The sequence below is a fragment of the Rossellomorea yichunensis genome (assembly GCF_032337515.1).
Taxonomy (GTDB): Bacteria; Bacillota; Bacilli; order Bacillales; family Bacillaceae_B; genus Rossellomorea; species Rossellomorea yichunensis.
The window spans coordinates 53043-76372 of the sequence record NZ_JAVYAD010000003.1; the positions used below are offsets into that span (position 1 = coordinate 53043).

Below are 23330 nucleotides of genomic sequence, written 5' to 3' on the forward strand. Positions count from 1 at the left end.
AAAGGAGATGTCCATTTTGAAGCTCAGTGTATTAGATCAGTCACCCATTTCAGAAGGAATGAGCCCACAAGAGGCTTTACATCATACAGTACAATTAGCACAACATGTGGAGAAGTTGGGATTCGAACGTTTCTGGGTATCCGAGCATCATGATTCCACGGGACTTGCTGGTTCCTCACCGGAGGTCTTGATCGCTCACCTGGCACAGAATACATCAAGGATTCGTGTCGGTTCCGGAGGGGTTATGCTTCCTCATTACTCTTCATACAAAGTAGCGGAGAATTTCCGATTGCTTGAAGGGTTAAATCCGAATCGAATTGACTTAGGTTTGGGGAGGGCGCCTGGCGGAATGCCAATGGCAACGATGGCCCTGCACGACGGGAAGCCGAGGGACGTCAATCGTTATCCTGAACAAATCGATGACCTGCTGGGGTATTTAACCGATTCATTACCGGATACTCATCCCTATCAAGGATTAACGGCAGCTCCGATGATTGAAACGATGCCGGAAGTATGGATGCTCGGTTCAAGTCCATCCAGTGCGATGCTTGCGGCACAAAAAGGATTACCGTATACCTTTGCCCAGTTTATTAACGGGGAAGGCGGCCCTCAATATTCGCAGGCTTACAGAAATAACTTTGTTCCTTCCGAATACCTGAAGGAGCCGAAGAACATCGTAGCCGTGTTTGCCATCTGTGCTGAAACGGATGAAGAAGCAGAAAGAGTCGCATCCAGCATAGACTTGGCGATCTTGATGATTGAACAGGGCATGCGTTCAAACGGGACACCAAGTCCTGAAAAAGCGGCAGCTTATCAGTACACTCCATTTGAAGAAATGAGAGTGCGGGAAAATCGCAAACGCATGGTCGTTGGAAATCCTAAAAAAGTGAAAGAACAACTACTTTCACTCAGTGAACAGTACCAAACAGATGAAATCATGCTCGTCAGCATCACCTATGATTTCCAGGACAAACTCAAATCATTCGAATTAATCGCAAACGAGTTGTTATAAAAGTAGGGACGGACCTCGAAAGGTCCGTCCCTATTTTTATTGGCCAGCTGCAGGGCTTAGAGGCTCGAGGTCATAAGCCGAACTCACCAAAAAGGCAAAAATCAGCCTTTTCGGCAAGTCCGGTTTATGCTTGTCGCCTCTAGGCAAGCCCTTCCGCTTTTCTGTTTATCTCTTCTCCAATGCCACAATAAATGGAGGATTATTCAGCTGGTTCATGAATTGGTACCTCAGGACATGAACATAGTTTTGGTCCAGTCTTTCAACATAGCGAAGGATGTAATCCCTCTCTACCGCACCCTCAGGATGCCCGTGATAAATGACAAGGACGAGGATCCCTTCAGGTGCCATCATTTCCAGAATTTGATTCAAGGCGAGTATCGTCGTTTTCGGACGGGTAACGATATCCTTATCACCGCCCGGTAAGTATCCAAGATTAAATACTGCCCCTGTCACCTTCCCGTGATGCAATGGAGGAATGACGTTCATTACTGTCTCGTGCCCTTGGTGAAAGAGTGTCACCCGGTGAGCAAGATCATGGGTGATGAGCTGTTCTTTTGTGCTTTCTATGGCATCCTCTTGAATATCAAAACCGTATACACGGCCATTTTCTCCGACTAACCGAGCCAGGAATAAGGTGTCATGCCCATTCCCGAGTGTTGCGTCTATTGTAATGTCTCCTGGTTTGACAGCCCGTTCCAGAAGCTCTCTCGCAAAAGGTAAGATTCGATCTAATTTCATGCTTTCACATCCACTTTATAAAATTTTCCCTGCCAGCTGTCCCGGCGTTTAAGTTCATCGTCTATCGCGTTCAATACACTCCATTTGTTCACGCTCCACATCGGTCCGATCATCAGGTCGATAGGTCCGTCCCCCGTAATGCGGTGAACGATCATTTCAGGTGGAATGACTTCCAGCTGATCGCAAACCAGTTTTACGTAGTGATCGAAATCCATGAAGTCGAGCAGTCCTTTTTCGTATTGCTTGACCATGGGAGTTCCTTTCAGCAAATGCAAGAGGTGGATTTTGATACCTTGGACGTCAAGCTTGGCCACTTCACGTGCTGTTTCCATCATCATTTCTTCATCTTCTTGAGGAAGTCCGTTAATAATATGGGAACACACCCGTATACCGTGTTTTCTTAAATTATTGACTCCTTCGACATAGCATTGATAATCGTGGGCGCGATTAATCAATCCGGCGGTTTTTTCATGAACGGTTTGCAGGCCCAGTTCTACCCATAAATAGGTTCTTTCGTTCAATTCAGCTAAGTATTCGACCACATCGTCAGGGAGACAATCCGGGCGGGTGGCGATGGAAATACCTACAACACCATCTTGCCGGAGAACTGATTCATACTTCTCTCTTAGCACATCCACAGGTGCGTGAGTGTTTGTGAAGGCTTGGAAATACGCCATATACTTACCATCTTTCCACTTCTTATGCATTCTTCCTTTAATGTCGTTGAATTGCTTTTCTAAGGAGTCGACCCTGCTCCCCGCAAAGTCCCCAGAGCCTGAAGCACTGCAAAAGGTACAGCCGCCATGGGCGACCGTGCCGTCACGGTTCGGGCAATCAAAACCGCCATCCAAAGCAACCTTAAAGACTTTATGTCCAAAGTGATTTCGTAAATGGTAATTCCACGTATGATATCGTTTTAAATCTGTGGCATATGGAAATGGGTTTGTCTCGATGACAAACACCTCCTACGTTTCAATATGTGTAACAGTATGTATGACGCTCAAAAAGATTTTATCATGAACACGGGGTCAAATGTATCCTCCATAGAGAAATAGGCGAAGATTACCACTTCTGAAACGGGCAATCAGGTTCAAACTAAGATGGAGGAGAGTAAGGATGGGACCTTCCTCTTCTTTAGTCCAAACATCAAGGAGGTAGTCGTAATGGCAACAAGAAATTCGGTTGATGAATGCATTCAAAAGTGTGAAGATGCCATTCGTTACGCTCAAGAACAATATAAATCAGGGACACAGCAAGAGCATTACCATGATGTGGAGTACACTCAAGCCATGCAGCAGCTTGAAGAAGCGGTGAATGATGTGGCTCATTTGGCCAATAGTGCCAACTCTCAACAGCGTGAACAATTGCATCGCATGAGACTTCAGCTTCAGGCCTTACAAAATGAGATGATTTTGTTAGATCATGACCCTAATGTAGTAGGAGGTAAATTACATTGACCACACGTTCTGACAAAAAAAACCCTGAACAAAAGACCCGCAGTGATTTCCGTAATCTAGATACAGAATTCGGGGCTGAAAACAATCCTGTCAAAGCTGCGAAAAAGCGCTACGAAAAAAAGGGGCAGCCTGTTAAATCCGAACATCATAACGGAAAATAATGGACTGAAACCAGGTGCACAGTAAATAAGTGCATCTGGTTTTTTAATATATGAAAAAGGACATCTATTTTAAGAAATAATTCTTGCCCCCTTTCACAAAAAGGAGTAAAATCCTTTTGGGACTCGAAATAAAATGGTGGAAAGGGGGCAGAATCATGCCCAAATCATTATGGTTGCTTGTCATTGGAATGATGGTGAATGTGACAGGTGCCTCTTTTTTATGGCCTCTTAATACAATTTATCTACACGAGAATTTAGGGAAATCACTATCTGTAGCGGGAATTGTGCTGATGATGAACGCAGGAGCAAGTGTAATCGGAAATCTGATCGGGGGAACACTTTTTGATAAGTTTGGTGGATACCGCTCGATATTAGTAGGGATTTCCATTACTTTGACTGCTCTGGTCGGAATGAATATTTGGCATGGCTGGCCGCACTATGTGGTCTTCTTGACCATTGTTGGTTTTGGATCGGGAATCGTCTTTCCTTCCATGTATGCCATGGCAGGGTCAGTGTGGCCTGAAGGTGGCCGAAAAGCATTCAATTCCGTCTATGTGGCGCAAAATATCGGAGTTGCGGTTGGAGCTGCATTAGGTGGGTTCGTCGCCTCGTTTTCCTTTAACTATATATTCTTAGCGAATCTTAGTATGTATATCGTCTTTTTCTTCATTGCCTTATTTGGTTATCGAAGCATATCCGTAAGCGCTCATCAAACATCTGTATTGAATGAGTCTAAGGTGATTAGGGATAAATCGAAACTGAAAGCACTGCTTTTCATTTGTGTGGCCTATTTATTATGCTGGATGGGCTATGTACAATGGCAGTCCACCATAGCCACGTACACCCAGGAAATCAATATTTCCTTGAAACAATACAGCTTATTGTGGACGATCAATGGAGCACTGATTGTGCTTGCACAGCCATTTTTATCAAAAGCCATCAAGCGTTTTGAACATAATTTAAAGCTTCAAATCATGATTGGGACGATTATTTTCATGGTTTCGTTCGCAGTGGCTTCGACTGCCGATCAATTTCAATGGTTTGCCATTGCGATGATCATTCTGACAATCGGTGAAATGCTCATATGGCCGGCTGTTCCTACCATTGCTAACTCACTTGCTCCAAAAGGGAGAGAAGGATTCTATCAGGGAATCGTGAATAGTACAGCAACAGGAGGGAGAATGATCGGTCCGTTTATCGGAGGAGTATTAGTGGACGTATTCAGCATGCAGGTGCTGTTTATGACGTTGATCGCTTTCTTCATGGTCTCATTAATCATTACGAGTCAATATGACCGACCGTTGAAAAAAAATAAAAGCCCAGTCTCCGTTTCGGTTCAACAATAAAGAAAACCCCCAATGAGGATTCATTGGGGGTTATTCCATATAAAAAGGGCTCCCGTTTCCTACGGAAGCCCACTTGCAAAAAAATTGAGGCGAGAGATCAGCAAACGCCACATCGTTTGTTGTCACAAGGACGTGATCCCCGACTTACACAATTCAGCTCATCGCTATAATAGAATAGCATAGGACTAATAAGAAAACAAGACTATTTTACAAAAAATAATCTAATCGCTTAGATTATAGGAAGTTTTAGAAATATTTATAGTCGTTTCTAAGAAGCATTACTATAGAAAAATAGGAATGGAAAAAATCGAATAAAAACGTAACGATTGGATGCAGAACGTTAGGTTAAACCATTTTCTTGAGCCAATATTTTATGAGTGGACCCGTTTCCCCAAACACAGGGTCCAATGATGGACGCGGAACGTTCTTAATTTCAATTAAAACACTCGGCCGTTCACGCAATGAACCTTTTTTCAAATTATACTCGTCACCGTTCGGATAGGCACCTGCGACTTTAAAGTCGGGACTTGAATATAATTTCTTATGTCCGGTCCCGGCTGGAAGGATGATCACATCACCTTTATGGACCGTCACTTCTTCGCCCATTTTGCCACCTAATTGAACGGTTGCCTCACCTTCCATGACTCCTAATACTTCATGTGCATTACTATGGTAATGGTGGTAATCATATATGCCATTGGTCCAACTATTGAGCCATTGATTTCTGTTAAAGAGCTCTTCGGCGTCATGAGGATGATCAAGTGCATTCCGATAAATGAGTACGGGCAGGTCCGGGTTATTCGGGATGATTCCATCGTCTTCGAAATAAAATATTTTCAGTTCTGCGATTTTCATCCATTCATTCCTCCATTCATTGTTAAGAAGTTTCCCTAATTCCGTAAACATTAAACCGAATCTCCACTGGTAATTGAAAGATTTGCAAGCCGCTTACATTTTCGGGAACGACAGATAGTGTATGTGCTACTATAGATGTATATGTTCTCTTTCAAAAACAGAGGAGGCAGTGGAAATGAGCAGCTTATTAAAAAAGGTATCCGTCGAAATGATTGAAATCATTCTTGAGAACGCTTTCGAGTGGTTGGTCGTCGTTGATAACGAAGGCACGATTATCTATATAAATGACAATTACTGTCGCTTTCTTGAAGTTGAACGAGATAAAGCGATTGGCTCACATGTGACGAACGTCATCGAAAACACACGTATGCATATTGTTGCGGACAGTGGTAAAGAGGAAGTGGCAGACCTTCAATATATTAAAGGGAACTATATGATCGCCAATCGTATTCCGATTCGGGTTGATGGTAAAGTGATAGGAGCATTTGGTTCGGTGATCTTCCGGGACACGAGTGAATGGATGCAAATGAGTTCTCATGTAAAGAACATGATGTCTAAAATTCAAAGCTACATCCAGGATATCAATACAGGCGTGAAATACACACTGAATGATATTATCGGTGAATCACCTGGAATGAATGAATTGAAGGACAAAGCTCAAATGATTGCCCCCAGTGATATTTCAATCCTGATCAGAGGTGAGAGCGGAACGGGTAAAGAGCTGTTCGCCCATAGTATTCACCAGCTTAGCGAAAGAAGCGGGCAACCTTTCATTAAAGTAAACTGTGCCGTGATCCCGGAGCAGCTTCTGGAATCAGAGCTGTTCGGTTACGAAGAAGGAGCTTTTACAGGAGCGAAAAAGGGAGGTAAAAAAGGGAAGTTTCAGCTGGCTCATAAGGGAACACTTTTCCTTGATGAAATCGGGGACATGCCTCTCAATATGCAGGCTAAGCTTCTCAGGGCTTTACAGGAAGGGGAGGTCGAGGCAGTCGGTTCGAACCGTGTTCAACATGTGGATGTCCGCATCATCGCAGCCACGAACCGTCCCCTTGAAAAAATGATGGAAGAAAAGCGATTTCGAAGCGACCTGTACTATCGAATTAATGTAGTCCCCTTTCAAATTCCCCCTCTCCGTGAGCGGAAGGAAGATATCGAGAATTTGGCTGCCTTTTTCTTGGGAAAATCCACAAAATCATCAGGGAAACGGATCCAAGGGTTTGAAAACGAAGTGATGCAGATTTTTCGTTCCTATAGCTGGCCCGGGAATTTGCGTGAATTAGAAAATGTCATTAACGCTTCCACCTATTTGTCTAATGGAAGCTGGATCTCTCTTCAGTCACTGCCTTCTTATATGAAGGTTGGAAACTTTTATGATGTCGGCTCTAAAACATTAAAAGAAATCCTCGAAGAAACGGAGAAATCCGTATTGACTCAAAGTTTGCAAACTCATCAGGACGATAAACGAAAGGTTGCAGAGGCACTGGGAATAAGTAAATCAAGCATGTATGAGAAGTTAAATAAATATCAGCTTCTATAATATAGCTGTGCTGGCAGTCCGGAAATATGGAAAAAAGTCCATATTTCCGGACTGTTTTATTTTTAGTGTAAATATGTACATTTCGTGACTAAAATACCGGATTTGTCCAGAATCCTGGAATTCTTAAAATATGTGGGTGAGAAAAGGAGTGGATGATTAGTAATCTGAAAGTTGGCACAATTATTGCATGTATTCTATTTGAAAGTATTTTATGGAAAGGAGAGAAGAAGAGTAGATTAAAATGTAAACGATTTCATTTAATCATCTTTAGAGAACAAAGGGGGAAATATCATGTTAAGCATGATCGGTCTAATTGGAGGACTCATTTTATTAATCTTTTTAACGATGAGGGGCATGAACATATTGATTGTTGGTCCAATATCGGCTTTATTCGTAGCAGTGCTGAGTGGGATGCCGCTCTTTCCGCAGTTAGCGGGTGAAGGGGAAGCGAATCTCGTTTCAAACTATATGTCAGGTTTTACAAGCTTCGTCGCTGCCTGGTATCTGATGTTCTTATTGGGTGCCGTGTTCGGAAAAGTAATGGAAGATAGCGGGGCAGCAGATAGTGTCTCCCGGTTTGTAGTAGAAAAACTAGGGATGAAGTATGCCGTGTTTGCCATTGTGCTTGCCTGTGCCGTTTTAACATATGGGGGAGTCAGTCTCTTCGTTGTGGCATTCTCTGTATATCCTATGGCCGTTAGTTTATTTAAACAAGCGGATCTGCCGCGTCGTTTCATTCCTGCGGCATTAGCATTCGGGTCGGTCACGTTCACGATGACATCTGCAGGTTCACCGGAAATCCAAAACTGGATTCCGATTGAATATCTTGGTACGACACCTTATGCAGGCTGGGAAGTCAGCTTGATCGTCGCGGTCTTTATGGCAGTGTTTGGCTACTGGTGGTTAAAGCGTATGATCACCAAAGCAGTCAATAAAGGAGAGAAGTTCCATTCACGCGAAGAAGATCCGGTCATTGATGAAGGAAGACCACTGCCTAACCCTTTCATGGGATTGGTTCCATTATTAGTCGTCCTTATTCTGGCTTTCACTTTCCACGATTCTTTAAAACAATCAGCACTTATCATTGCCTTATTAGGTGGTGTGATTTCGGCTTACGTGTTAAATCGCAAATATTTCAAAGGCTTCTGGGGTGCTGTTTCCGAAGGTACGGTTGGAGCATTGATCGCCATCGGTAACACAGCGGCGGTCGTTGGATTCGGAGGAGTGGCCAAAGCTGTTCCAGCCTTCAGTACAGCCGTTGATGTCATGACGAATATTCCTGGATCCCCATTAATCGGTGGGGCCATCGCAGTCAGTGTGATAGCAGGGATGACCGGTTCGGCATCAGGTGGTCAAGCAATCGCATTGCCGATCCTCGCTCCACATTATGTTGATATGGGTGTGAATCCTGAAGCCCTTCACCGGGTAGTGGCGATATCTTCAGGAGCACTGGATTCATTACCGCACAATGGATATGTCGTAACGACGATCCGTTCGATCTGTAATGAATCACATGGAGAAGCGTATGGTGCGGTAGGAGCAGTAACCGTCATTGTCCCACTTATCGGTTTAGCATTAGCGATTCTTTTATTCTCATTTGGCGTAGGGATCTAAGAAAGGAGTATCATCATGGTTGAAAATAAAGTTGTATTCATAACAGGGGCAGCGCAGGGAATCGGCTTCGAAATCGGAAAAGAATTCGCTGCTGAGGGAGCCAAAGTCGTATTGACGGATCTGCAGGAAGGTTCCGTTCAAAAAGCTTCGGATGCCCTTGAGGCAGAAGGATATGAAGTTCTTGGAGTGCGATGTGACGTGACATCGGAACCCGATTTAAAAGAGGCAATCGCTAAAACGGTGGATCACTACGGGAAGCTGGACGTATTAATCAATAATGCAGGACTTCAACATGTGTCCCATATTGAAGAGTTCCCGACTGAGAAATTCGAACTTCTCATAAAAGTCATGCTGACCGCTCCTTTTGTCGCGATCAAGCATGTCCTGCCTCACATGAAGGAGCAGGGATCGGGACGGATCATCAACATGGCATCCATTAATGGATTAGTAGGCTTCTCCGGCAAAGCAGCCTATAATTCTGCCAAACACGGAGTCATCGGCTTGACGAAGGTAGCAGCATTGGAAGCGGCACAACATGGAATTACCGTAAATGCGGTTTGTCCGGGGTATGTTGACACTCCGCTGGTTCGAAATCAGCTGGGGGACCTTGCCAAAACGCGCAATATACCGTTTGAAAGAGTGATAGAAGAAGTCATCTATCCTCTCGTACCGCAGCGAAGGTTACTGGATGTAAAAGAAATTGCAGACTATACCATGTTCCTATGCAGTGATGCAGCGAAGGGAATCACCGGGCAGGCAGTTGTATTGGATGGAGGGTATACGGTTCAATAGCTAGGCGAAGGAGAAACGACCTTTTAGGAGGTCGTTTCATTTATTGGGTGAGGTTGAAATGGCGGTGGTTTATGGTGAGTCTGTTTTTGGGGAAAAACGTAAATCGGCTCGGTTTTTCGTCAAAGAGGACAAAATTTACCCGTGATCGTCACCTGGAATCTCATACAATTTAATAAAAAGTTAATAATCTCATCCATTAATCAACAATAGGCTTGCGCTTCTGTATATTTTTCACTAAAATAGTGAATACATATATTGTTTACCTATATCGAAACGTTGATCAGGAGTAGTAATGAAGGATTTCTGTCGTAGAGAGTTGACGGGTGGTGAAAGTCAACCAGAAGCATCATGAACTCGCCTGCTGAGTTGCAAGTGTGAACGAACAGTAAGACTTGCCGTTTTCCGCGTTAAGGATGAATGAAGCTGAGTGCGCGTACACTAATGTGGGTGGTACCGCGGGAGAATGTACATACAAACTCTCGTCCCAAATATTTATTTGGGATGAGAGTTTTTTTATTTTTAAAAAAAGAGGGGCACCTGCCTTTCGAATGACAATTAAAGGAGGATCTCAATATGAGTTTTAATCATAAAAGTGTTGAGACAAAATGGCAGCAGTATTGGGAAGAAAACAAAACGTTCAAGGCGACGGAAGATGAAGGAAAAGACAATTTCTACGCACTGGATATGTTCCCGTATCCATCAGGCGCAGGCCTTCACGTAGGACATCCGGAAGGGTTTACGGCAACGGACATCCTTTCCCGCATGAAGCGTATGCAAGGGTACAATGTCCTTCATCCGATGGGGTGGGATGCATTCGGTTTACCGGCTGAGCAGTATGCCCTTGATACAGGGAATGACCCGGCAGAATTCACACAAAAAAATATCGATACATTCCGCCGTCAAATTAAAGCTCTAGGTTTTTCTTACGATTGGGACCGCGAAGTCAATACAACAGATCCAGGCTACTACAAATGGACGCAATGGATCTTCACCAAACTTTATGAAAAAGGCTTGGCTTATGTGGATGAGGTTGCCGTGAATTGGTGTCCGGCACTTGGGACGGTCCTTGCCAATGAAGAAGTCATCGATGGGAAGAGCGAACGCGGAGGGCATCCCGTAGAGCGCCGTCCGATGAAGCAGTGGATGCTGAAGATCACCGCTTATGCAGACCGTCTTGTGGAAGACCTTGAAGATGTAGACTGGCCTGAGAGTATTAAAGATATGCAACGCAACTGGATCGGACGCTCTGAAGGAGCAGAAATCAATTTTACTATTGATGGGCATGATGAATCTTTCGATGTTTTCACAACACGTCCGGATACGATCTTTGGTGCAACATACGCGGTTCTTGCTCCTGAGCATCCGTTCGTCGCGAAAATCACAACGGACGAACAACGCTCGAAAGTGAATGAGTATATCGACAAGATCAAGTCAAAAAGTGATCTTGAACGTACAGATCTTGCAAAAGAAAAAACGGGTGTATTCACGGGCGCCTATGCGATCAATCCAGCTAACGGAAGCAAAATGCCGATCTGGATTGCCGATTACGTTCTAATGAGCTACGGTTCTGGTGCAATCATGGCTGTTCCTGCTCATGACGAGAGAGATTATGAATTTGCCAAAGAATTCGATCTTCCAATCGTGGAAGTGGTCGCTGGAGGCAACGTTGAGAAAGAAGCTTATACAGGTGACGGAGATCATGTGAACTCTGATTTTCTTGATGGAATGGGTAAGGTAGAGGCAATCACAAAAGCCATTTCCTGGTTGGAAGAAAAGAATATCGGAACGAAGAAAGTGACGTACCGTCTGCGTGACTGGTTATTCAGCCGTCAGCGTTACTGGGGCGAGCCGATTCCAGTCATCCATTGGGAAGATGGCACAACGACCACGGTTCCAGAAAGTGAGCTTCCACTTGTCCTTCCCAAGACGACTGAAATCAAACCGTCCGGTACAGGTGAATCTCCACTTGCGAACATCAGTGAATGGGTGAATGTTGAAGACCCTGAAACAGGTAAAAAAGGCCGCCGTGAAACAAACACAATGCCTCAGTGGGCAGGAAGCTGCTGGTACTATATCCGTTATATCGATCCACATAACGAAGAAGCCCTGGCTGATGCGAAGAAAATGGAAAATTGGCTGCCGGTCGATACGTATATCGGAGGAGCCGAACATGCGGTGCTTCACTTGCTTTATGCCCGTTTCTGGCACAAGTTCCTTTATGATATCGGCGTAGTGCCAACGAAAGAGCCGTTCCAGAAGCTATTCAACCAAGGAATGATCCTGGGTGAAAACAATGAAAAAATGAGTAAATCAAAAGGGAATGTTGTGAATCCGGATGAGGTGGTAGAATCTCACGGTGCAGATACCCTTCGTCTTTATGAAATGTTCATGGGTCCACTTGAAGCTTCCATCGCCTGGAGCACAAACGGACTGGACGGAGCCCGTCGCTTCCTTGACCGTGTATGGCGCCTGCTTGTCGAGGAGGATGGTTCACTTTCCTCGAAGGTGACAGATGCACCGAACAGTGACCTGGATAAAACGTATAATCAAACCGTGAAAAAAGTGACAGAAGACTACGAAGGGCTTCGTTTCAACACAGGAATTTCCCAGCTGATGGTATTCATCAATGATGCATACAAAGCTGACACACTTCCTAAGAATTATGTGGAAGGTTTCATTAAGATGCTGGCACCGATCGCTCCGCATATGACAGAAGAGCTTTGGAGCAAGCTAGGTCATGAAGGAACTCTTTCCTACGAAGCATGGCCGACATTCGATGAATCGAAGCTTGTCGACAACGAAGTCGAAATCGTTCTTCAAGTAAACGGTAAAGTGAAGGCGAAAGTCATGATCCCTCGAGATATGAACAAAGAGGATCTAGAAAAAATCGCCATGGAAAACGATGAAATCAAAAGCCAAATCGAAGGCAAAACCATCCGCAAAGTCATTGCCGTACCTGGCAAACTAGTGAACATCGTAGCCAACTAATATTGTGTCGAGTATGTTGAGGGACGGACCTTGAAATGCATCTGATTGGTAGGAAATACTATCAATTGGGGATTCTGTATTTCACCAAGGTCCGTCCCTCTTTTCTATTTAGGGGGGCGGACCTCTATATGGGCCGGAATTTGATCGCAAATCGCTTTAAATCAGCGTTTTATTGAGGTCCGTCCCTCTTTCAATCTGATTTTTTTGTTTGGGAGACGGGCTTTGGTATAATTGTGTTGAATGAATGACGAATAATGAGTGAATGATGAAAGGAAGTTGAGAAGAATGGATACAATTAAAACGATTACGACTGATGAGTTGGAGCAAAAGTTGAAAAATGGTGAAGATCTGCTTTTAGTGGATGTTCGTGAAGATGAAGAAGTGGCAGAGGGAGTGATTCCTGGAGCCAAGCATATCAAAATGGGTGAAATTCCTGAGTCACTTGATCAATTTGATAAAGACAAAGAGTACATCTTTATCTGCCGTTCAGGAAACCGCAGCGGAAATGTCGCTCACTACATGCAGGAACAAGGATATAAAGTGGTGAACATGGAAGGCGGCATGATGAACTGGGCTGGGGAGACAGCAGCGAAGAAATAATTGGTTTTTGGGAAGAAGCGCATCCTTTTTTTGAAAAGGGTGTGCTTTTTTCATGTATATAGTGAAAAATGGCTTCACTACAGAGTTCTATGTGGAATGTAAGGATGTTTATCAGCGAAATTCGAGATATATCAGCGGAATTTTCATTTTATCAGCGAAATCGACAATATATCAGCGAAATTCAAAATATATCAGCGAAATCAAAAAAATACCAAACTCAACGAAACATTCAATCCTCAATAAAAATCCCCCATTAATTGTTTGAAAATTAAATATTCTGACGATACTAATACCAATCAGAAATGGGGAGGGAGCTCCATGATTCAAGTGAAAGTCTTCGATTATGAGCATGAAAAAGATTTAGAGAAAGACATGAATCATTTTCTCAGTAAACTGGAAGATAAAAAAATCGTGGATATTAAATATCATGTAGCAGCATTGTCGGAGGAAGTGGAAGATCAAATTTATTGTTTCTCGGCCATGGTTGTTTACAGAAAATAAAAAAGGTTGATCGTACTGCAGATGCAGATGGGATCAACCTTTCTTTTTGTATTATACTTTTGCCGCATTAAAGCCTGCAAGTCTTCCGGTAACAAGGGCAGAAGTAATGTTATAGCCGCCGGTATATCCGTGGATATCAAGCACTTCCCCACAGAAGAAGAGTCCGTTCATCTTTTTCGAAGCCATCGTTTTTGGTTCGATTTCTTTAATGGAAACACCGCCGCCCGTAACAAACGCCTTATCAATGGACAATGTTCCGTTCACATTGAAGGTGAATTGTTTTAACAACTTGGTAAACTGTCGGATCTTCTCTGAGGAGATATGATCTCCTTTTTCATCGTGATCGATTTCTGCACGGTCCAGTAAAAATAACAGGTATCTCTCAGGAACCAATCCTTTGAATATATTCTTCGCAGCTTTCTTTCCATCTTCTTTCACCTGTTTATGGATAGACTGGAATAGCTGTTCTTCATTTTGATCAGGCATTGAATCGATCTGCATGGCAACATGGGTCAGGTTCCATTTCTTCATGGCCTTTACCACATATTGACTGCAACGGAGAACGGCCGGTCCGGAAATTCCTAAATGGGTAAAGATCATATCCATTTTATGCGTGATGATTTTTTTCCCCTTAGGATTTAATACGCTCAACTCAACGCTGCGCAATGAAAGCCCTTGAAGCTCTTTCTTTTTAACAAAAGGCTCGTCCGACGTAAGGGGAACCTCGGTCGGGAACAAGTCGGTAATCGTATGCCCGGCTTTTGTTGCCCATGGATACCCATCGCCCGTCGATCCGGTATGAGGGACGGACTTGCCTCCAACCGCGATGACGACAGCCTTTGCGGCGATCGTTTCGCCGTCTTTCAAGAGGATCCCGACCGTCTCGCCGTTTTCGTACAGAACTTCCTCCACGCTTGTGCTCGTCCGGGTATCCACCTTTAACTCCTTCATGCGTTTCAATAAGGCTTCCACAACATCCATGGCCCGGTTCGATACAGGAAACATCCTGCCGTGATCTTCCTCTTTTAATTGTATCCCCAGCTTCTCAAAGAAAGCGATGATATCTTCATTATTGAACTCGGAAAAGGCACTATATAAAAATCGTCCATTTCCCGGAATATGCTTAATGATTTCTTCTATGGGAAGTCGATTGGTCACGTTGCAGCGGCCGCCTCCGGAAATCGCGAGCTTTCTTCCAAGTTTCGTTCCTTTATCTACAAGAAGGACGTTCGCTCCGTTTTCCCCGGCTGCGATACTGGCCATCAATCCGGACGGTCCTCCACCTATGACAATCACATCGTATTTCTTTACCATTTTTCCACCAACTTTTAGTTTTGCTCTTTCGTTTCTCAAAAGAAGTTTCTCCTTATTTTAAATGGGATGGGTTTTAAATACAACATTCGAAAAAAATTGTCATTCGATTCGTACAGTAGTAAACTACTGATAGTGTGTAAATTTTCAAGTTGGATTTTATTTTGTTTGTTTAATGAGCAACAAGATATATAGAGAGGGATACTATGTCATCTAAATTAATAAGAGGGACGTTTATATTAACGTTAGGGACCTTTATTTCGAAGTTTCTGGGTCTTTTTTATGTTATACCGTTTGATGATTTGTTAAAAGGTCATGAAGAGGGGGCTTCCCTTTATCAATATGGTTATGTACCGTATACAATCTTTCTGACTGTAGCGACTGCAGGTGTGCCCCTGGCCGTTTCAAAATTCGTTTCAAAATATAATGCCATAGGTGAATATGCCGTAGGACGAAGGCTGTTTAAGTCAGGTTTGGTGCTGATGACGCTGACGGGGATTGTTTCGTTCCTCATTATGTATGCATTTGCGCCTATATTCGCAGAAATGACAATCAAGAGTGATGAACAGGTGATTTCGGTTGCACAGGTGACGACCGTCATTCGGGCAGTGAGTTTTGCACTGATCATCATTCCGTTTATGAGCTTGATCAGGGGCTTTTTCCAGGGACATCAATCCATGGGGCCGACAGCGGTTTCCCAGGTAATCGAACAAATTGTCCGGATTGTTTTCTTACTGGGCGGGATTTATGTAGTATTAAACATTTTAGATGGGTCTGTGACAACCGCCATTGCTGTAGCGACATTTGCAGCATTTGTCGGGGGGCTGGCGAGTCTCGGGGCATTGATTTGGTATTGGTTTAAACGAAAGCCTCATTTAGACGAGCTCCTAGAGGAAGATCGCGGTCAGGAAGAGGTTTCATTACGATCGATGTATAAAGAGATCATCGCCTATTCGATTCCGTTTATTTTTGTAGGACTTGCCAACCCGTTATTTCAACTGGTTGATCAGATTACTTTTAATACTGCGATGTCTGCGATTGGTAATGCAAAAGTTTCCGATCATGCCTTTGCCGTATTGAACTTCTATACTCATAAACTTGTGATTATTCCAGTGTCCTTGGCAACCGCCTTTTCTATGACGCTGATTCCGTTGATTACGACGTCTTATACAAGCGGCGACCGGAAAACGATGCGTAGAAACATCGACCAAACGTTTCAAATTCTATTGTTTTTAACAGTACCGGCAGCTTTGGGAATTGCGCTATTAGCTGAGCCAACGTATACGATGTTCTATCACAGTGATGAATTAGGAACTTCTATTTTAAGATCATATGCACCTGTTGCGATTCTCTTTGCATTATTTGCTGTTACGGCAGCGATTCTTCAAGGAATTGACGAGCAGAAATTTACTATCTTCAGCTTGCTTGTCGGTCTGCTACTCAAGCTTGTCCTGAACATACCGTTGATTCGCTTGTTCGAAACTCAAGGTGCTGTCATCGCCACTGTGATTGGGTATGCAGTAGCGATTCTAATCAATTTATATGTCATCAAGAAATACGCGAGATATCAATTCAGACTGATTATGAGAAGAACCATGTTCATAGGAGCACTGAATGCCGTCATGGCAGTGGTGGTATTGGTGTTATATCGTATACTGGTTCAATTCCTCAATCCTGAGTCCGGATTCCAATCGATTCTTCTCGTTGCTATATGTGGCGGGGTGGGAGCACTTGTTTACTTCTACTTAAGCTTAAGAAGTAAATTGGCAGATCGTTTATTCGGGGATAAAATCACGAGGATTCGCAGTAAACTTCGCATAGGGTAAAAGGAAAAGGGATGATACATGCCGATCATCCCTTTTTTTATTGAATGGACAGTGAGCCCTGCTTCTATTTAAGCGGTCATGCACTTTTCATCAATCATTGTAATAGGAGAGGGCTAATTATTATAATACCCAAGTTGTCTTTCAAGTCGCTCTACTTTTCGTTCCAAGCGGTCGACTTTGCGGTCCAGACGCTCATATTGTCTCTCAAGCCGGTCTAACCGGTCGTTGACGCCGCCGCCATACCCTTGACCAGGAAAACCTGGATATCCCTGTCCGCCGCCTCCAGGAAGTGGAATAGGGATCAATAATCCACCTGATCCTTGTTGTCGATATGGATACATATGCTTCACCTCATTTATTTTTATCAAAGTTGCTTACCTGTAGTAGCCTATGTTAAGAATAGAAACATGAATGGGTAAGTGCCTATGGACTGGTCAAATCACTAATAAAACCAACATTAAAGAATAAGAACTCAACATAAACGGAGCGTGATTAACGTGAGAATAGATAAAATGCTTGCCAATATGGGTTACGGCAGCCGGAAAGAAGTAAAGAAATTATTAAAGGATAGCGGTCTTCAAGTCAATGGAGAGGTCATTAAAGATGGAAAGGTGCATATCAATACGGAAAAGGATACAGTGATGTTGTATGGAGAGCAGGTTGAGTATCGTGAATTCATCTACCTTCTCATGAATAAGCCGCCTGGAGTCATCTCAGCAACTGAAGATGGACAGGATGAAACCGTCATTGATTTGCTTCAATTGGAAGATCAAATATTCAATCCATTTCCTGTCGGAAGACTCGATAAGGATACAGAAGGATTCCTTCTCATTACGAATGACGGTCAATTATCCCACCAGCTCCTTTCTCCGAAGCGCCATGTTCCGAAAACGTATTTTGCCGTGATTGACGGTGAAGTGACAGAAGGGGACGTAGAAGCCTTTAAAAGTGGAGTCACGTTGGATGATGGCTATGAAACTAAGCCGGGGGAATTGACGATTCTAAAATCAGGCCTGACTTCTGATATTGAATTGACGATCACTGAAGGGAAATTTCATCAGGTGAAAAGAATGTTCGAAAGCGTAGGAAAGCGCGTCATATATCTAAAGCGTTTAACGATGGGACCGCTTGAGCTTGATAAAGATCTGGAGCTTGGTGAGTACCGTGAGCTGACCGAAGAGGAAGTAACACTACTAAAAGAATACAAGCCTGAATAAAAAAACGGGGCAGCACCCTTCGGTAAAGGTGCTGCCCCGTTTCGTTGTTTGAAAAGTCATTTTAGTCCGCTATTCGATCTGCTCCAGCGACAAGGCAGTCGACGCTTTTCTATGTGTCCAGCTCCAGGGCTTAGAGGCTCGAGGTCATAAGCCAAACCTGCCAAAAAGGCAAAAACCCGCCTTTTCGGCAGGTTCGTCTTATGCTTGCGCCTCTGGGCTAGCCCTTCCGCTTTTCTATGTGTCCAGCTCCGGCGGCTAGTCACTCGAGGTCATAAGTCAAGAACACCAAAAAGGCAAAGGGCGCCTTTCCGGCGTTCTCGTCTTATGCTTGTCGGGCCTGAACGAGCCGCCTCCGCTTTTCGTTTAAGAAGTCATCTTCACTTTCTTCTCTGTTGTTGTCCATTGACCCCGACTTGGGCTTTGCACCAAGTCATTATACGCTAACACGTTGAGATCTCTTTGTATGGTGCGAGGAGTAATGCCAAATTCGTCTACAAGATCTTGAGTTGTTACAGTACCTTTCTGTTTAATGTACATGTACACAGCTTTGATTCTAGTTAGCATACGATTGGTTGAAGGTTTCAAAGAACCACTCCCTCATCATTTTTCCAAAGGCAAAGACTACATGCGTCGTTTGTGCACCTCACGTGCTACCATATGTACTATGCGCTTTAGACAACCCCTTTTCTACATATAAAGTTTACTCATAAGATGTCAGACAATTACATTGTACTCCTAATCCGACAAAATTTCAAAAACATTGTCCAAATTTACAAACAATTTACGTAGTAACTTGATGGTTGTATTCCTAGAATATGAAGAAAATGCTAAATATATGTATTTTTTATCTTTTTATTAATATTGATGTTGTTAAGAGTGAGAGAGTACCCGAGTTGAAGCCAATTGCCTTCGAATCATCTAATATACTCATTGAACAGAGCAAGAGCGCATACATCGGTTATTCACCGGATTCTCTCTGTTTGGATTTCCCCATGAAACAGTATAAAATGAGAGTAGAAGTAAATACATATAAGCAGGTGGATACGAATGAGTATTAATTGGACGAATGAAGTGGAGAAGCGGAAGGACGATTTGCTTAAGGATCTGCAGCAATTCCTGCAGATTAAAAGTGTGCTGGATGAAGAGAATGCGACGGAGGATGCACCACTGGGGAGAGGCGTGAAAGAAGCGCTGGACTATTTATTGACCCTTGGTGAGAAAGACGGTTTCATCCCTAAGAATGTGGACCATCTTGCCGGACATTTAGAGTTTGGTAATGGAAGTGACCTTCTCGGTATCCTTTGTCATGTGGATGTTGTGCCTGAAGGGGATGGATGGAGTTTCGATCCTTATGGCGGAGAGATAAAAGACGGTAAGATATATGCCCGTGGAGCAATCGATGACAAGGGTCCTACAATGGCTGCCTATTATGCCATGAAAATCGTAAAGGATCTTGATCCCACCTTCAATAAGCGGGTCCGGATGATCATTGGAACAGATGAAGAAAGCGACTGGAGATGTGTAGAGCATTATTTCAAAAAAGAAGAAATGCCTACAATGGGATTTGCCCCTGATGCAGACTTCCCGATCATCCATGCAGAAAAAGGGATCGCCGACTATGATTTAGTCCAAATAAAACCGGCGGATGTGTCTCAAACAGGCATCAAGGTCCTGTCTTTTGAGTCCGGCCGACGCTACAACATGGTTCCTGACTATGCCAAAGCGGTACTATTGGTCGATGAGGATCACACAAAATGGGTTCAAAACTTTGAAATTTTCACAAAGGAAGAAAACATCAAAGGCAACTATTACATCGAAAACGGCGAGCTTGTTTTTGAAGTCGAAGGTGTTTCTTCACATGGAATGGAGCCTGACAACGGGAAGAATGCGGGTCTCTACTTAGCCGCATTCTTATCACAGCTGCCACTATCTTCCCAAGGAAAAGAGTTCTTTGAGTTCACGACCAAGCATTTCTTTAAAGATTCAAGAGGGATCCAACTCGGTGTAAGCTACCGTGACGATATTACGGGAGATTTAACTATCAACGTAGGGAAGCTGCGCTATTCAGATGCTGATGGCGGGCGATTAGGATTAAACATGCGTTATCCGGTTACGTTTGAGATGGAAAAAGGAAAGGCAATCATTAAGAACATAGAAGGCTATTCGATTGAAAACTTCTCAGATAGTAAACCTCATCATGTGTCTAAAGAGGATGAACTTGTTCAAACACTGAAGAAAGTATATGAGGATCAAACCGGTGAGAGAGGCGAGTTATTAAGCATCGGTGGAGGGACTTACGCCAGAAGCTTAGAGGCAGGCGTAGCCTTTGGGGCATTATTTCCCGGCCGTGAAGATATTGCTCATCAGAAAGATGAATATATGTATATAGAGGATCTCCTGAAAGCAACGGCTATTTACGCACAGGCTATCTATGAATTAGCATGTGAATCTTAAGAGAGACAAGGGGAGAGCAGAATGAACACAGTATTTGTAAATGGGGAATTTATCGATCGTGCCGATGCGAAGATTGATATTGAGGATCGCGGTTATCAATTCGGGGATGGAATCTATGAAGTGATTCGCGTATACGGCGGAAACACGTTCACGATGAAGGAGCATATGGAGAGACTTTATCAAAGTGCTGAAAAGATGAAGCTGTCCATTCGGTATTCAGAAGAAGAACTGACTGCACATCTTCTGGAGCTTATCGATTCCAATCAAGTGAAAGACGGGATTGTTTATTTGCAAGTGACCCGCGGTGTGTCTTCCCGTCAGCACCATTTTCCTTCGAAAGATGTAATGGGAAGCGTCGTTGCCTATACGAAGGATTTTCCTGTTCCTCTTCACCAGATGGAGCAAGGTGTAACAGCTAAGCTGATCGAAGATATCAGGTGGCTGAGATGTGATATTAAGAGCTTGAATCTTCTCGGAAACCTGCTGGCAAAAGAAGAAGCTGCATCTGAAGGTCATTTTGAAGCTATTTTGCATCGAGGGAATACTGTGACGGAAGGCTCCTCTTCTAATGCATTCATGGTGAAAGATGGAGTCATCTACACGCATCCCGTAACAAACTTGATACTCAATGGTATTACGAGAAGAGTCATTGAAGATTTATGCAGAAGAAATAATATCTCTTTTCAAGAAGAGACGTTTCTTGTCCCTGATCTTCTCGAAGCGGATGAAGTATTCATCGCAAGTACGACTTCAGAAGTCATGCCCGTCATTAAGATCGATCAACAGGTGATCGGAAATGGGAAACCCGGTTCTGTAACCAAAAAGCTGCAGGCACTGTTTAGTGAAAGAAAAAGGGAACAAAGCCCGGTAAAATAATTGGAGGCTTTAAATGAGATTGATTTGTTCACAACCATTTATGAAGACCGAACGAAGAATAGAAGACAACCAGCAATTCACGGTAGAGACAGAGGAGCATCTTTATTTATACAGTGATCGAATCGAGACTCCTACGAGAAGCTTCACCATCAAGGACGTGATGGATGTGACAAGCAAACCATTGTCAGCTTTCTATACTTTTTTGTATCTTCACACGATTGAAGGAGTGTGGACGTTTGTTGTTAAGTCATCTCCTGAACAATTCATCACGCAGTATCATAAGGTTAAATGATCATAAGAAAGAGGCTGCGCCGTCATGGGCGCAGCCTCTTTTGGTTATCGTCCGGCTAGAGGAGCAAGTCGATACCGCTTTTGTAATTAAAATCTGAACAGGTCGCTTGATAGATATCTTTCTCCTGTATCGCAGGCAATGCACACGACTACATCATCAGGTGATAACTTCTTCGCCACTTCAATGGCTGCATAACAAGCGGCCCCTGATGAAGGCCCTACGAGGATACCTTCTTCACTTGCCATTCTGCGGGCAATATCGTAGGCATGCTCGTCTTCGATTTTGTGGATTTCATCGTAGACACTGGTATTCAGTATTTCTGGAACAAATCCTGGACTAGTCCCTACTAACTTATGCTTCCCGGGCTTTCCTCCAGAAAGAACTGGGGATCCCGCCGGTTCCACGACATGAACGGCGAGGTCCGGATAATGCTCTCTTAACACTTCACCTGTTCCTGTAATCGTTCCGCCCGTTCCGGCAGTCGCTACAAATGCAGATAAGGGCTTGCCGATTTCTTTCATGGCTTCCACAATCTCGAGGGCCGTCGTCTTTCGATGGGCATCCGGGTTCGCATCGTTTTCAAACTGCATCGGCATGAAGCTATTTGGGATTTGCTCTGTTAATTCTTTCGCTTTTTCGATAGCGCCTGGCATTTTGTCATCTCCAGGTGTTAATACTACTTCAGCTCCGTATGCTTTTAACAGATTGATACGCTCTTGAGTCATCGTATCGGGCATGACCAGTATTGCGCGATATCCCCTTGCTGCTGCATTCATGGCAAGGCCGATACCCGTGTTTCCGCTTGTGGGCTCTATGATGGTCGATCCTTCTTTTAATAAGCCTTCCTTTTCTGCTTTAACGATCATTTGAAAGGCTGCACGGTCCTTCACGCTTTTACTCGGGTTATAGAATTCCAATTTAACATATACATCCGCTCCGTCAGCAGGATTGAGTCGATTCAATTTGACCAGGGGGGTGTCCCCGATCAGTTCAGCTATATTTTGTACAACTTTCATGGTCAACTTCCTTTCAGAAAACGTTCTTCTTCTATCGTACTAATTCATATAAGTCTTATCAAATAAATGAGCTTTGTATTTCATTTTTATTGCATTTCCTTCTAGTCATTCTCTCTCATGACACATTTTGCTAAAATGGTAGTAACGAATGAAAGGACGAGTGATATGTTGAAAGTTCACTATTTCTTTGCACTATCTCTATCTCAAGAAACGAAACACTGCATACAAAAGTGGACGCAGCCAATGAAGGATGAGGGTTCTTTTCAGAGCTGGGTGCACCCGCAGGACTATCACATCACATTGGCCTTTTTGGGAAGTGCGGATGAACTTCAACCCGTGATCCATAAAGTGGACGCGCTTGATTGTCCTTCATTTTCATTAACCCTCGATCACTACGGTACTTTTGGAAAAAGTGATTCACCGAGAATTCTATGGTTGGGCGCTCAGCCTTCTGAAATCTTACAGCGGGTTCGGGGCAGAGTGTATGGTGTGTGTGAAGATGCGGGCTTTCAATTAGATAAGAGACCTTTCTCTCCACATATCACCGTGGGGCGAAAGTGGAATAGAGATTTTCCTTTTACTTCCGAGTGGTTGAATTCGTTTCAGCCGCCTGACACCCATTTATTCACTGCAAGAGAAATCGTGTTATATCGAACGCACGTAGACCGTCTGCCTAAGTATGAAGCCATTTATACCAAACCGTTACATGCAAATTGACCGTCATGAAAGGACCGATC

The 23330-nt window shown here is 43.7% G+C and carries 23 protein-coding genes and 1 other annotated feature; of the genes, 16 read left to right on the forward strand and 7 right to left on the reverse strand.

The window, feature by feature from the left end:
* The first annotated feature begins 7 nt into the window (after positions 1–7).
* Complete coding sequence (locus tag RSX31_RS08165; protein WP_315634224.1) at positions 8–1012, forward strand: LLM class flavin-dependent oxidoreductase; 1005 nt, start codon at positions 8–10, stop codon at positions 1010–1012.
* Between the two features lie 165 nt (positions 1013–1177).
* Here RSX31_RS08165 and RSX31_RS08170 read toward each other — a convergent pair whose 3' ends face one another.
* The gene (locus tag RSX31_RS08170; protein WP_315634225.1) at positions 1178–1750 is read right to left on the reverse strand and encodes a class I SAM-dependent methyltransferase; all 573 of its coding nucleotides are present in this window, start codon (positions 1748–1750) and stop codon (positions 1178–1180) included.
* Complete coding sequence (locus RSX31_RS08175; RefSeq protein ID WP_315634226.1) at positions 1747–2712, reverse strand: TIGR01212 family radical SAM protein; 966 nt, start codon at positions 2710–2712, stop codon at positions 1747–1749. The genes RSX31_RS08170 and RSX31_RS08175 overlap by 4 nt, the downstream gene beginning before the upstream one ends.
* A 201-nt stretch (positions 2713–2913) precedes the next feature.
* Here RSX31_RS08175 and RSX31_RS08180 point away from each other — a divergent pair, with 201 nt between their 5' ends.
* The 3 genes from RSX31_RS08180 to RSX31_RS08190 all read left to right on the forward strand — a co-directional run bounded on the left by RSX31_RS08180 (position 2914) and on the right by RSX31_RS08190 (position 4714).
* Positions 2914–3207 (forward strand): YtzC family protein, encoded by a 294-nt coding sequence (locus RSX31_RS08180; protein WP_113969827.1) that lies wholly within the window; start codon positions 2914–2916, stop codon positions 3205–3207.
* A complete protein-coding gene (locus tag RSX31_RS08185; RefSeq protein WP_315634227.1) occupies positions 3204–3368 on the forward strand; it encodes a glycogen biosynthesis protein GlgD in 165 nt (54 codons plus the stop codon). The genes RSX31_RS08180 and RSX31_RS08185 overlap by 4 nt, the downstream gene beginning before the upstream one ends.
* Positions 3369–3523: 155 nt before the next feature.
* Positions 3524–4714, forward strand: a complete 1191-nt coding sequence (locus RSX31_RS08190) for an MDR family MFS transporter (protein WP_315634228.1) — start codon at positions 3524–3526, stop codon at positions 4712–4714.
* Positions 4715–5059: 345 nt separating this feature from the next.
* On the opposite strand, the gene RSX31_RS08195 is transcribed toward RSX31_RS08190, so the two are convergent.
* Positions 5060–5569 (reverse strand): cupin domain-containing protein, encoded by a 510-nt coding sequence (locus tag RSX31_RS08195; protein WP_315634229.1) that lies wholly within the window; start codon positions 5567–5569, stop codon positions 5060–5062.
* Positions 5570–5744: 175 nt separating this feature from the next.
* Between RSX31_RS08195 and RSX31_RS08200 the strand changes: the two genes are divergently transcribed.
* The 6 genes from RSX31_RS08200 to RSX31_RS08225 all read left to right on the forward strand — a co-directional run bounded on the left by RSX31_RS08200 (position 5745) and on the right by RSX31_RS08225 (position 13601).
* Complete coding sequence (locus RSX31_RS08200; RefSeq protein WP_315634230.1) at positions 5745–7106, forward strand: sigma-54 interaction domain-containing protein; 1362 nt, start codon at positions 5745–5747, stop codon at positions 7104–7106.
* 291 nt (positions 7107–7397) lie between these two features.
* On the forward strand, positions 7398–8720 hold the full coding sequence (locus RSX31_RS08205; protein WP_113969822.1) for a GntP family permease: 1323 nt from the start codon (positions 7398–7400) through the stop codon (positions 8718–8720).
* Between the two features lie 15 nt (positions 8721–8735).
* Positions 8736–9512, forward strand: coding sequence for a 3-hydroxybutyrate dehydrogenase (locus tag RSX31_RS08210; RefSeq protein ID WP_315634231.1), 777 nt, complete (start codon positions 8736–8738; stop codon positions 9510–9512).
* A gap of 267 nt (positions 9513–9779) precedes the next feature.
* Positions 9780–10002, forward strand: a binding site (T-box leader).
* A gap of 83 nt (positions 10003–10085) precedes the next feature.
* The gene (gene leuS, locus RSX31_RS08215) at positions 10086–12500 is read left to right on the forward strand and encodes a leucine--tRNA ligase (protein ID WP_315634232.1); all 2415 of its coding nucleotides are present in this window, start codon (positions 10086–10088) and stop codon (positions 12498–12500) included.
* Positions 12501–12785: 285 nt separating this feature from the next.
* Entirely contained in the window at positions 12786–13100 is a 315-nt protein-coding gene (locus RSX31_RS08220; RefSeq protein WP_148970998.1) for a rhodanese-like domain-containing protein, read from the forward strand.
* Between the two features lie 318 nt (positions 13101–13418).
* Positions 13419–13601: a sporulation protein Cse60 gene (locus RSX31_RS08225; protein WP_113969818.1), complete on the forward strand. Its 183-nt coding sequence runs from the start codon at positions 13419–13421 to the stop codon at positions 13599–13601.
* A gap of 51 nt (positions 13602–13652) precedes the next feature.
* On the opposite strand, the gene RSX31_RS08230 is transcribed toward RSX31_RS08225, so the two are convergent.
* Positions 13653–14915 carry a BaiN/RdsA family NAD(P)/FAD-dependent oxidoreductase gene (locus RSX31_RS08230; protein WP_315634509.1) on the reverse strand — a complete coding sequence of 421 codons (1263 nt, stop codon included), beginning with the start codon at positions 14913–14915 and terminating at the stop codon, positions 13653–13655.
* Between the two features lie 203 nt (positions 14916–15118).
* Here RSX31_RS08230 and RSX31_RS08235 point away from each other — a divergent pair, with 203 nt between their 5' ends.
* Positions 15119–16738: a putative polysaccharide biosynthesis protein gene (locus RSX31_RS08235; RefSeq protein ID WP_148970997.1), complete on the forward strand. Its 1620-nt coding sequence runs from the start codon at positions 15119–15121 to the stop codon at positions 16736–16738.
* 113 nt (positions 16739–16851) lie between these two features.
* On the opposite strand, the gene RSX31_RS08240 is transcribed toward RSX31_RS08235, so the two are convergent.
* Complete coding sequence (locus RSX31_RS08240) at positions 16852–17079, reverse strand: hypothetical protein (RefSeq protein WP_148970996.1); 228 nt, start codon at positions 17077–17079, stop codon at positions 16852–16854.
* Positions 17080–17229: 150 nt separating this feature from the next.
* On the opposite strand from RSX31_RS08240, the gene RSX31_RS08245 reads away from it, so the two are divergent.
* The gene (locus RSX31_RS08245; protein ID WP_315634510.1) at positions 17230–17955 is read left to right on the forward strand and encodes a pseudouridine synthase; all 726 of its coding nucleotides are present in this window, start codon (positions 17230–17232) and stop codon (positions 17953–17955) included.
* A gap of 363 nt (positions 17956–18318) precedes the next feature.
* Here RSX31_RS08245 and RSX31_RS08250 read toward each other — a convergent pair whose 3' ends face one another.
* Positions 18319–18540, reverse strand: a complete 222-nt coding sequence (locus tag RSX31_RS08250) for a DeoR family transcriptional regulator (RefSeq protein WP_044340309.1) — start codon at positions 18538–18540, stop codon at positions 18319–18321.
* 462 nt (positions 18541–19002) lie between these two features.
* Here RSX31_RS08250 and pepV point away from each other — a divergent pair, with 462 nt between their 5' ends.
* From pepV to RSX31_RS08265, 3 genes are read left to right on the forward strand one after another with little or no spacing between them, the layout of a single operon-like run.
* Entirely contained in the window at positions 19003–20409 is a 1407-nt protein-coding gene (gene pepV, locus RSX31_RS08255) for a dipeptidase PepV (protein WP_315634233.1), read from the forward strand.
* 21 nt (positions 20410–20430) lie between these two features.
* Positions 20431–21285 carry a D-amino-acid transaminase gene (gene dat / locus RSX31_RS08260; protein WP_315634234.1) on the forward strand — a complete coding sequence of 285 codons (855 nt, stop codon included), beginning with the start codon at positions 20431–20433 and terminating at the stop codon, positions 21283–21285.
* 13 nt (positions 21286–21298) lie between these two features.
* On the forward strand, positions 21299–21577 hold the full coding sequence (locus RSX31_RS08265; RefSeq protein WP_148970992.1) for a hypothetical protein: 279 nt from the start codon (positions 21299–21301) through the stop codon (positions 21575–21577).
* Between the two features lie 86 nt (positions 21578–21663).
* Here the strand turns inward: RSX31_RS08265 and cysK are convergent, their stop codons facing one another.
* Entirely contained in the window at positions 21664–22593 is a 930-nt protein-coding gene (gene cysK, locus RSX31_RS08270; RefSeq protein WP_315634235.1) for a cysteine synthase A, read from the reverse strand.
* A 165-nt stretch (positions 22594–22758) separates the two neighbouring features.
* On the opposite strand from cysK, the gene thpR reads away from it, so the two are divergent.
* Positions 22759–23310 (forward strand): RNA 2',3'-cyclic phosphodiesterase, encoded by a 552-nt coding sequence (gene thpR, locus RSX31_RS08275; RefSeq protein ID WP_315634236.1) that lies wholly within the window; start codon positions 22759–22761, stop codon positions 23308–23310.
* The last annotated feature ends 20 nt before the right edge of the window (positions 23311–23330 follow it).